The following is an 11,437-nucleotide window of genomic DNA, read 5'->3' on the forward strand; positions in this document are numbered from 1 at the left end:
TGCAATAAAAATAACTTATTTTTCTTTTAAAAAGATAATCTTTCCCTCAACAAAAGACGGCTTTTACTTTCTATAAAAGTAATTTATTATAAAACAGATAGCCATTTTTTATTAAGTTTTAATAAGGTACCTCACCATCAATAGGGGTAAAAGCATTAGAAGGGTCATTGTTCATTCTACTACTTATAATTTCTCCTTCTAAAGCATCTGTTGGTAAAGGCAAAGAATAATCATTATCTTCAGGATTAGCAAAGCGAGTAAATTCTCCACGGAAACTTAATAAAACATCTCCTGTTGCACCTTTACGATGCTTAGCAATAATAATTTGAGCCATGCCATGAAGGTCTTGTCCTTTCTCGTCCGCATATATATGATAATATTCAGGACGATGTACAAATAACACCATATCGGCATCTTGCTCAATAGCACCAGACTCACGTAAGTCAGATAACTGTGGACGTTTGCCCTCTAATCCTTCACGCTGTTCTGTAGAACGATTTAACTGAGACAATGCTAAAATAGGGATATTTAGCTCCTTTGCTAAACCTTTTAAAGAACGACTGATGGTAGAAACCTCTTCTTGCCTACTACCAAACCGTGCGCCATTAGCATTCATAAGCTGTAAATAATCTATCATGATTACTTTTATGTCGTGCTCTCGCACTAAACGACGTGCCTTTGTTCTCAATTCAAAGATAGATAAGCCCGGAGTATCGTCCATATAAATAGGGGCTCCTTGTAAGTAACGTATCTTATCATCAAAACGTTTCCACTCTGAATCATCTAACTGCCCACTTAATATTTTACTACCGGGAATGGAACAAACATTTGACATTAAACGATCTACTAACTGAACCTTATTCATCTCTAACGAGAAAAAGGCTACAGGAAGCCTATGATCCACTGCTATATTCTTAGCTATACTTAAAGCAAAAGAAGTCTTACCCATGGCAGGACGCCCTGCTATAATAATAAGATCAGACTGCTGCCAGCCTGACGTTATTTCATCTAATTTAGTATATCCTGTAGGCACACCAGTAAGCCCCCCCTTATTTTCAGAAGCACGCATCAATATCTTATGCGCTTCCTCTATAACAGGATCTATCTGTACAAAATCTTGTGCCATGTTTTTCTGTGAAAGCTCAAAAAGCTCTCTTTCTGCCTTTTGCATCAAATCATCAACATCTACAGTTTCATCGAAAGCATCTGTTTCTATCATTGATGCAAATTTTATCAACTGACGAGCTAAAAACTTCTGAGCTAAAATACGTGCATGATACTCTATATGAGCAGAAGAAGCCACCTTTGAACTAATATCTACCAGATAGTCTATACCCCCAACTTCGTCTAAAGTACCAAGACGGCGCAACTCTTCTTGTACGGTAACAATATCAACAGGACGCTCATCATAATTTAACTGCTGTATAGCTGCATACATCTTCTGATGACGAGGGTCATAAAAGGTTTCTGGACGAATTATTTCTGATACTACAGTAAAAGCATCTTTGTCTATTAACAGTGCTCCTATCACAACACGCTCTATCTCTATTGCTTGTGGTTGCAAATGCCCATAAGAGTTATCTATAGGTGCAGCCTGATGCTTTTTTATATTTTTGGTTATTTTCTTATCTGCCATATAAGCAACAAAATTACAAAAAAACTATGAAAAACTCATATTCCTCATATAAGTTTTCTTACCTTTGCATGAAACAGATTATTCCTTTTGGGAAATAAAAAAATGATTTAATATAAAACAACCTATTTAAAAATTCGCAAAAAAGTAATGATAGCATACCCTTGTTGTAAAATAAATCTCGGCTTAAACATTGTAAACAAGCGAAAAGATGGATACCATAACATTGAAACTATATTTTATCCAGTTCCCTTACACGATGTTATAGAAATAAATAAAATGCACGAAGATTTCCCTTCTATGCTAAATTGTGATATTAAGGTAACAGGGACATATCTAAATAATTGTGAAGATAAAAATAACCTTGTAGTTAAAGCTTATAATCTGTTGGCAAAACACTTCTACTTGCCACGTATACATGCTCATCTTTATAAACAAATACCCTCACAAGCAGGATTAGGCGGAGGCTCGGCAGATGCTGCCTATATGATAAAAATGCTAAACGAACACTTTCAGCTAAAAATAAGCAATGACGAAATGCAGCAATTAGCTGCTAAATTAGGTGCTGATTGCGCTTTCTTTATAAATGCTAAAGCTGCCTTTGCTACAGGAATAGGAAACGAATTAACCCCTATAAAAACAGAAATTAACGCTTTGAAAGGATGTTACCTTACACTTATAAAACCTGACATTGCTATATCTACAGCTGAAGCATATTCAAACATAAAACCGCAACAACCAAAAAAATGTTGCAAAGACATTATTTCACAACCTATAAGTACTTGGAAAGAAGAATTGAAAAACGACTTTGAAGAACCTCTCTTTACCAAATATACAGAACTAAAAGATATTAAAAAGAGGCTCTATGAAGAAGGGGCGCTTTATGTACAAATGTCTGGAAGTGGAAGTACTATATTTGGTATATTTGATAAAAAGCCTAAGAATGTAGAACAAATATTTAAAGGAAATTTTATTTATAATTGTAGCCTTTAGGTAAATATATTTACCTAAAGACTTTTCTTATCTATTTTTATGATGAACATACCAAGAATGTACATAAAACCTATATAACAATAATATTATAATTGTTATGCCTATGCCTATTTCTAATATCATTTCTTTTTGCATATCTAACAAATTATAACCAAAGAACAAGCCTAATCCTAAACCAAGCTCCCAAGATAAAAGATAAGTTGTTTGACTTGTTCCACGCTGACAATGCTTAGAAAGCTTAATAAAAAACAATAAAAATCTGCTTCCTATCAGCCCAATACCTAAACCTATAAAAGCTGGAGCAATGAGATCGACCACATGCTGTGTACGAGTAAGCATTAGCAACATAGCCATACCTATTAATAATAACCCTGTAACGCCTTCGCTTCTGAGATCTGCATTTGCAAAAGCAAAGCGTTCTGCTAACACTGCCAACAAAAAACCTATCATTAATAAGATAAAAAATAAAGGCGTTTGCGAGACAGACAACACCATACCTACTAACATGGCACTGCAAACTAAAGTAACCGACAGCCAGCCACCTTGTATTAACAAAAACCTATCTAAAGAAAATATATGAATAGTTTCTTCTGGAGCACGAAAAGGAAATTTTACAGATAAAACCAACAACATCGCTATTAACCCACTAATACAAGAGCCTAAGAAAGCACTACCAAAATCTAATTGCCTATATAACATTAATGCAACTAAAGGACCAACAGACAAAGCTAAACGACCAAACCACGTTACGCTATAATTTGCCTCTGTTCGATGAGAAGCCTCTACCGTATCTATCACTAATGTACCCAATAACACCATTTGAGCCAATCCATAAAAAGCTCCTTGCACTAAACGTAATAATAACAATGTATTATAGCTTATTGCATCTTTCTTTAGTATTTCAAAGTAATAAAGAGCTCCTGTACATACTGTCATTAATAAAATAGATACAATACATACAACATTACGACGAAAACGCTGAATCAGGTAACCAGAAAAGCCACCTAACACAAAAACTCCTAAAGCAAAACATAACATTACCCACCCGATGCTATTATTGTTATAACCTTTACTGGAAAAATATCGAGCCAATGATGGTATAAGCATATAAGCAGATATCGCTAAAAAAAAATTAGACAAAGCTAATCTCCAAAAATGCCTATTCCATAACCTAATATGCATAAGAGTATTTTGAGTATCCATTATTCTAACTATCTTGTTTTTTATTAATTATAATAACATAGCTATAAAAATAAAGCTACAATGCACATTTCTTTCAATAAGACTCTGCCTCTGAAGGAAAAGAAGAGTCTTTTACACATTTAATATATTCATGTACGCCATCTATCATACACTGTTTCATATTAGCAAAATGACGCAAAAATTTAGGTTTAAACTTATCCGACATACCCAAAGCATCTGCATAAACAAGCACCTGACCATCTGTTGCATTGCCTGCTCCTATACCTATTGTAGCTGCTTTAACCTCTTTGGTAACCCTTGCAGCTAAAGCTGCTGGCACCTTTTCTAAAGTTATAGCAAAAACACCTGCGTCATCAAGACATTTAGCATCTGATATTAACTTTTCTGCTTCAGCCTCTTCTTTTGCTCTTAAAGCGTAACCTCCAAATTTGTTCACGCTCTGAGGAGTTAACCCTAAATGCCCTTCGACAGGAATACCTGCGGCTATAATTCCTTTCACAGTATCTATAATCTCAATACCACCTTCCAGCTTTAAAGCATCTACACCAGTTTCTTTCATTATACGAATAGCATTTCGCACACCTTCTTCTTTGCTAATCTGATAGCTACCAAATGGCATATCACATACTACTAAACTATGCTTACTACCCTTAGCTACTGCACGAGCATGATAAATAATTTCCTCTATGGTGATAGGTAAAGTAAACATATTACCAGACATCACATTAGATGCGGAGTCACCTACTAAAATACTATCTACTCCAGCCTCATCTAAGATGCAAGCTGTCGTATAATCGTAGGCTGTAAGCTGCGATATCTTCTCACCAGAACCCTTCATTGCAAGGATGGTTTTTACTGTTATCTTTTTTTTATCTGTTGTTAAATAACCCATGATATTAAGCTAATATATCTCTTTATATATTGTACAATATATCTGATTTTTATCATTAAAACTATTTGCAAAGGTACTTTAATTTAATCGTTTATCAAAACTAACATAATATTATTACAAGTACAAACATTGTTATAATAATAATATCCTTTACTCTATGCCATGATAATGATACTTATTTAAATATTATTCTAAAAGTAGCTTAACCCTAACTTTTTCATTCTTTCATATTAAGCAACATACTATATATTGTAAAAATATTGATAAAAAGCATTATATTTAATTCTTTTTTAGTATTTTTGCAATGAATTTATATTTTCTAAAATGATAAAAAAGATGATGAGCAAGAATACCATAAAGGTATCTATAACTTTGTTTTTAGGAGTTTCTTTATTAGATTCATGTATTAGTGATGAGGCTTTAAATGCCGAAGCGGATATTATCTCAGTGCAGGTGAAAAATGTAGATATATTACGTCAGCCAATAATAACAAATGATAAAGTGCAGATTTATATTAATGGTTGGAATGATGTTACGAACATAGCACCTACCTTTACACTTACCCATGGGGCAACAATAGAACCTGTTAGTGGTACCGTTCGCGATTTTTCTACGGATCAATGCTATACTGTTACTTCACAAGATAAACAGTGGAAAAAAGAGTATAAAGTAGCATTTATAACTAACGATATTGCTACAAATTATCATTTTGAAAACTTAGATTGGGAAAAAGCAAAAAACACTTCAGGAAATGAGGTAAATCTTTTTCATATACTATATGAGCAGAATGATGCAGGGCAACGTATGACATGGGGAAGTGGCAATGCTGGAGCAAAGTTAGCTTTATTGCTGAATAACGATAAAGATCCTAATCACTATCCTACAGTACAAGATCCTAACGGCTTTAAAGGTAAATGTGTGAAGCTACAGACAATAAGTACAGGTCCTTTTGGTGCAGGTTTTGGTATGCCTATTGCCGCAGGAAACTTATTTATGGGTACTTTTGATGAAAATCAGATGCTTAAGGGTGCTCTTGCTACTCACTTTGGAGAAATCTTTTACAAAATGCCAAAAATGCTTGTAGGGTATTATAAATATAAAGCTGGCGATGTTTATACAGATAAAAAAAACAAATCTGTACCAAATAAGAAAGATGACTTTGCTATATATGCTGTCTTCTTTGAAAGAACAGAAAAAACTCCTTATTTAGACGGTACCAATTCTTTGACAAGCAGTAATATTATTCTAAAAGCAGAATTAACAGAGAGAAAAGAAAGCAGTGAATGGGTGAAATTTACTATTCCGTTTAAGGCTGAAGAAGGAAAGGTGATAAACAAAGACAAGTTAGCTCAAGGTAAGTATAGTCTGGCTATTATAATGTCATCGAGTCGTGATGGTGCTACTTTCCAAGGTGCAGTAGGCAGCACTTTATATGTAGATGAATTACAATTGTTTTCAGAGTAAATAATAAATTAACAAAAATAGTATTATGCTATATAGATCGTTTATAATTATATTAATTGCAACAATTAATGCAATTTCTTTAAAAGCCCAAACTGTTACAAACAATAATTTAGAAATAGATTTAAAATTAGGTGTTAATATAGGTGGATCAGCTCCTTTACCTATGCCTCAAGAGATTAGAAAAATAGAAGACTATAGCCCACAGCTTAATGCCTCTATAGAAGGGACTATTACACGATGGTTTGGAACATCTAAGAAATGGGGAGGTTCCATCGGTATAAAGCTTGAGAAAAAAGGTATGAGAACTGGAGCAACAGTGAAGAATTATCATACTGACATTGTTCAGGGGAAAGGAAGTATAAGCGGTTATTATACAGGTTTCGTAAAAACAAATTATAACGAGACTATGCTTACTATACCAGTATTGGCAAATTATAGTATATCAGATAGTTGGAAGATACGTGCAGGAATATTTGGGTCTATTAGATTATATGGTAAATTTGATGGTTACGTCTCAGATGGCTATTTACGTGAAAGCACACCAATAGGAGCTAAAATAGAATTTGAAAATGATAGTAAAGCTGATTATAACTTTAGCAATAACCTTAGCAAATTCCACTGTGGAGCACAGTTAGGTGGATCGTGGAAAGCAGCTAAACGCATCTGGGTTAATGCAGACTTTACATGGACTTTCTCTAATATATTTAAAAAAGATTTTAAAACAATTAGTTTTAACCTATACCCTATTTATTTAAATTTAGGTGTCGGGTATCGTATATAATTTTTTTATAATATATATATAGCTTTAAGATATAAAATATTAATATTTAAATCGCGTAAAGACTTTGTAAGATTATAAAAAAATATCTATATACGAAAGCTTTTTATAATTTGATAATGTAAACAAATATAGATTCTTACAAATAGATAATGCAATAAATAACTAAAAAGAAAAGGGCTGAATACCATTTTATATATGGATAAATTCAGCCCTTTTTATTAAATAAAAAGCTCTTAATTTACTATAAATAATTATTCAATACTTTTTTTATTAATTTCTATGAAGATAATATAATAATTATATTTATAGTAACTCTTCTATTTTCAAAGCTATATTTTCAAATTTCTCAGTAGGCTCAAAGCGAGCAACAACTTGTCCTTTCTTATTTATAAGGAATTTTGTAAAATTCCATTTTATATCAGATTTCTCTTTATAGTTAGGATCTTCCTTTGATAATATTTCATCTAATATTGGATAAAGGGGGTGAGTTTCGTCCCAACCCGCAAATCCTTTTTGTTCTTTTAAGAAGGTAAACAAAGGATCAGCTCCATCACCATTTACTTTTATTTTTTTAAATCGAGAAAACTTTGTGCCGTAAGTAAATTTGCAAAATTGATGAATACTATCATCAGTACCGGGTGCTTGGTTACCGAATTGATTGCAAGGAAAATCAAGAACTTCAAATCCTTTTGAATGATACTTTTCATATAAATTTTCAAGTTCTTTGTAAGTGGGGGTGAAACCACATTTTATTGCAGTATTTACAATTAAAACTACTTCATTAGCATATTCTTTTAAAGAAACGCTTTTACCTTTTCTGTCTTTTACAGAAAAATCATAAATTGTTCTCATTGTTTTCTTTTTTTATTTCTCTTTTATATTTATATTTTTAACATCTATATTTACTACGATACAAATATACAAAGAAATATTCAAGAAAAGAATAAAGAATGGAATATTAATAAGATATAATCGCTTTATTTTTGTAATTTTGTGAGGTAAAGTTTAAATATTATAATCCTGATGAATAATAATTTAGATGAAAGTCAATTACCAGTAATACAAGCTAATAAGGGGTTCCATTTAGTGTTAGCTCCTCCTGGTTGTGGGAAAACTCATATATTGGCAGAGCGAGTACGATATGCCTTTTCCAAAGGCATAGCTTTTGAAGATATGCTTTGTTTAACTTTTACAAATAGGGCAGCTCGCGAGATGACTTCACGAATAAAAAATATATTCCCAAATAAAGATATTTCTACTTTACAAGTAGGTAATGTACACCATTTTTGCTCAAAGTTTTTATTTGAGTATAAAAAAGTACCATCAGACTCTTCTATTATAGATGAAGAGGAAGCTGTTAGTATTATAGCTGAATATAAAAATGAAGATGATCAAGGAATAATAGGAGATTATCAACGATATAGGGTATACCAGCAGATAATATTTTTTTCTCACCTTATTTATCAGATTAGACATAACCATCCTTCTGAAGTGTTTTTACATCCAGAATGTTTATCTAAGGAAGAAATTGAATTGATAAAATATATATGTAATAGACAACAAATATCTTATAATGATAAATCTATTATTTATATTTATGAGCATGCTGAAAGTTTCTTAGATTATATAAATGATTTAGATTTAGATCGCTCTCTTACATATAAAATAATTATGCTTTTACGTAAAATGTATTTAGCATCTTGTTATGAGCATTATAAAATAGAAAATCATTTAATTGATTTTGAAGATTTATTACTTTTCACCTATGATGTTTATAAAAATAACAAAGAAAATAAACATTATAAGTGGATACAAGTAGATGAGGTGCAAGACCTAAATGGTATGCAATTGGCTATTATAGATTTATTGACTGAAAAAAATAATTCTATAGTCATGTTTTTAGGAGATGAACAACAAGCTATTTTTTCTTTTATGGGAGCAAAAGCAGATACTCTTAATCTTTTAAAATCACGTTGTAAAGGTAACATTCATCATCTCATGCAAAATCATCGCTCGCCAAAATATTTATTAGATGTTTTTAATACCTATGCAGAAAAACAATTAAAAATAGACAAAGATTTACTACCTATAACAGATAATAAATCAGTAGCAGAAACTGGTAGCTTAAAAATAATCAGTAGTAATACTATTGAAGATGAAATAATGGATGTTATAATATTAGCAAAAAATATATTTTTAAAAGACCCTGAAGCTACAACTGCCATTATTGTTAATTCTAATTTAGATGCAGATAAAATAAGTTGTGCTATGTCTAAATTAGATATAACCCATTTTAAAGTATCAGGAAAAGATTTATTTGATAAGCCATCTATGAAACTGTTATTATCTCATTTAGAAATTTTATCTAACGAGCATAATTTTATAGCATGGGCAAGATTGATGAAAGGTGTTAAAGCTTTATCAAGTAATTCGTTATCAAGAAGATTTAACAGAAAACTTAAATCCTTATCTATTTCTCCTGTCGATCTATTAGAATATGAGGGAAATACTTATTTAAACGATTTTCTTACTAATTATCAACAACAAGATATTGTTGTTTTTGACACAGAAACAACTGGGTTAGATGTTTTTAATGATGATATTATAGAGATTTCTGCTATAAAGATAAGGAATGGGAAGCAGATTGGTAAGACACTAGACCTTTACATATATACAGATAAAACTATTTTACCTAAATTAGGTATAAAAGATAATCCGTTATATGAAATTTATAATGAAAAACTTAATAGTGGAGAATTGATAAATATAAAAGAGGCCTTAAATGAATTTTTAAAATTTGCAGACAATAGCATTCTTATGGCGCATAACATTAACTATGATTACCATATACTTGACAATTGCTTAAGACGTTATACCGGTGACAACCTAAATAATTATAACTTTAAATATTTCGATTCATTAAAAATAATACGACTGTTAGAACCATCACTAAGGTCTTATAAATTAGAGCATTTGCTCGATAAATTTCAGTTGGAAGGAGTAAATAGCCATCAAGCAATTGATGATGTATGGGCTACAGTAAACTTAATAAATTATTGTGCAAAAAGAGTTAAGCCTATAGTCTCACAACAATTAAACTTTCTAAAAGATAAGCAAGTATTTAGAATAATAAATAAGTTAAAAGCTTATTATGGAACTATTTATAGAGAAGCAAAACAATATTTATATACTATAGATAAAATAGAAGAACCTGCTATAATTACAGCTTTGACAAATGCACATGTTTCTTTTGTTACAGATAAAACAATAGAAAATATAGAACGATTAGATTATGTTTTACGCTATATAAAGAAGGATATTATAGGAAAAGATATTGGTAATAATTCCCTCGCAGAGCAACTTTCACGTTTTATAATGAATATTTCTACTATGAAAGAAAGTGATTTCTGCAATAGTAAAAGTATTAAAGAACATATTTATGTTACTACAATACATAAAGCAAAAGGGTTAGAATTTGATAATGTAATAGTATTTGATGCTGCTAATGGACGTTATCCAAATGCATATAATAAGACAAAAAAAGAATATGAAGAAGATAGTAGAAAATTTTACGTAGCACTATCTAGAGCTAAAAAACGTGTAATAATAGCTTATGCATTATCACAAATAGATCGTTACGGTAATATCCACAAACGTGAAATAACTCCATTTATGGCAGATATTATAAAATATTTTAACTAATTTTGATATGATTAAAATAGAACAAGCAAAGAAAGAACAATCCTTTATAATAGCTTCATTCATAATGGAAGCTATGAATTATGAATGTTGCCAGTGGTTTATAGGTGAAAATAATTCTTTAAATAGTTTTCATCAATTATTATCAAGACTTGTAGAAAAAGAATTATCGCAATATTCATATCGCAATACATTTGTAGCAATTACTGAAGAAAACGAAGTTGTTGGGGCTTGTGTATGTTATGAAGGTGCATTAGTTGGCACTTTAAGAAAAACATTTGAAGAAGAAATGTTCCAAACTTACCATAAAGACTACTCTTCTTTACCTTATGAAACAAAAGCAGGAGAATTTTATATAGATTCTATCTGCGTACATAAGGCTTGGAGAAAGAAAGGTATTGCAACTAAATTACTTATTGCTGCAATAAATAAAGCAGCTAACTTAAAACTTCCTGCTACCTTACTTGTAGATACTGGAAACCCGAAAGCAGAAAACTTATATTATATGATAGGTTTTGAATATTTTGAAAAAACAAATTGGGGAGGGCACAAGATGAAGCGCTTAATTTATACAAAAAAACAATAAGTAACGTTATTATTAAGCTGTTTTGTCTATATTATTTTTGCATATTAAGAATTAATTATGTACTTTTGCAACGTGTTTTTCATAGTATTAGATTTAAGGTTAACAATGTTTGGAGTACAGCGGTACTCCTTTTTTGTTTAATAAGGTCTATTTATTCTTCTGAAACTTAAGCTTAGTAAAAAAATA

At 31.0% G+C, this 11,437-nt stretch carries 9 protein-coding genes; 5 read left to right on the forward strand and 4 right to left on the reverse strand.

What is annotated here, in order from left to right; all coding sequences use genetic code 11:
• Window positions 1-118: 118 nt before the first annotated feature.
• Complete coding sequence (gene dnaB / locus HMPREF9018_RS06345) at window positions 119-1,636, reverse strand: replicative DNA helicase (protein ID WP_008449542.1); 1,518 nt, start codon at window positions 1,634-1,636, stop codon at window positions 119-121.
• 147 nt (window positions 1,637-1,783) lie between these two features.
• On the opposite strand from dnaB, the gene ispE reads away from it, so the two are divergent.
• A complete protein-coding gene (ispE, locus tag HMPREF9018_RS06350) occupies window positions 1,784-2,626 on the forward strand; it encodes a 4-(cytidine 5'-diphospho)-2-C-methyl-D-erythritol kinase (RefSeq protein WP_008449552.1) in 843 nt (280 codons plus the stop codon).
• A gap of 27 nt (window positions 2,627-2,653) precedes the next feature.
• Here ispE and HMPREF9018_RS06355 read toward each other — a convergent pair whose 3' ends face one another.
• Together HMPREF9018_RS06355 and panB are read right to left on the reverse strand one after the other, a co-directional pair.
• The gene (locus HMPREF9018_RS06355; protein ID WP_008449558.1) at window positions 2,654-3,829 is read right to left on the reverse strand and encodes an MFS transporter; all 1,176 of its coding nucleotides are present in this window, start codon (window positions 3,827-3,829) and stop codon (window positions 2,654-2,656) included.
• Window positions 3,830-3,902: 73 nt separating this feature from the next.
• Complete coding sequence (gene panB, locus HMPREF9018_RS06360) at window positions 3,903-4,721, reverse strand: 3-methyl-2-oxobutanoate hydroxymethyltransferase (RefSeq protein ID WP_008449547.1); 819 nt, start codon at window positions 4,719-4,721, stop codon at window positions 3,903-3,905.
• Between the two features lie 324 nt (window positions 4,722-5,045).
• Between panB and HMPREF9018_RS06365 the strand changes: the two genes are divergently transcribed.
• Window positions 5,046-6,185, forward strand: coding sequence for a PCMD domain-containing protein (locus HMPREF9018_RS06365; protein ID WP_008449556.1), 1,140 nt, complete (start codon window positions 5,046-5,048; stop codon window positions 6,183-6,185).
• A 25-nt stretch (window positions 6,186-6,210) separates the two neighbouring features.
• Window positions 6,211-6,966, forward strand: a complete 756-nt coding sequence (locus HMPREF9018_RS06370; protein ID WP_008449549.1) for a porin family protein — start codon at window positions 6,211-6,213, stop codon at window positions 6,964-6,966.
• A gap of 303 nt (window positions 6,967-7,269) precedes the next feature.
• Here the strand turns inward: HMPREF9018_RS06370 and HMPREF9018_RS06375 are convergent, their stop codons facing one another.
• Entirely contained in the window at window positions 7,270-7,818 is a 549-nt protein-coding gene (locus HMPREF9018_RS06375; protein ID WP_008449545.1) for a glutathione peroxidase, read from the reverse strand.
• Between the two features lie 171 nt (window positions 7,819-7,989).
• Between HMPREF9018_RS06375 and HMPREF9018_RS06380 the strand changes: the two genes are divergently transcribed.
• Together HMPREF9018_RS06380 and HMPREF9018_RS06385 are read left to right on the forward strand one after the other, a co-directional pair.
• Window positions 7,990-10,668, forward strand: coding sequence for a 3'-5' exonuclease (locus HMPREF9018_RS06380; protein WP_008449550.1), 2,679 nt, complete (start codon window positions 7,990-7,992; stop codon window positions 10,666-10,668).
• Window positions 10,669-10,675: 7 nt separating this feature from the next.
• Window positions 10,676-11,251 carry a GNAT family N-acetyltransferase gene (locus HMPREF9018_RS06385; protein ID WP_008449554.1) on the forward strand — a complete coding sequence of 192 codons (576 nt, stop codon included), beginning with the start codon at window positions 10,676-10,678 and terminating at the stop codon, window positions 11,249-11,251.
• The last annotated feature ends 186 nt before the right edge of the window (window positions 11,252-11,437 follow it).

Origin of the sequence: Prevotella amnii CRIS 21A-A (assembly GCF_000177355.1) — a bacterium.
Taxonomy (GTDB): Bacteria; Bacteroidota; Bacteroidia; order Bacteroidales; family Bacteroidaceae; genus Prevotella; species Prevotella amnii.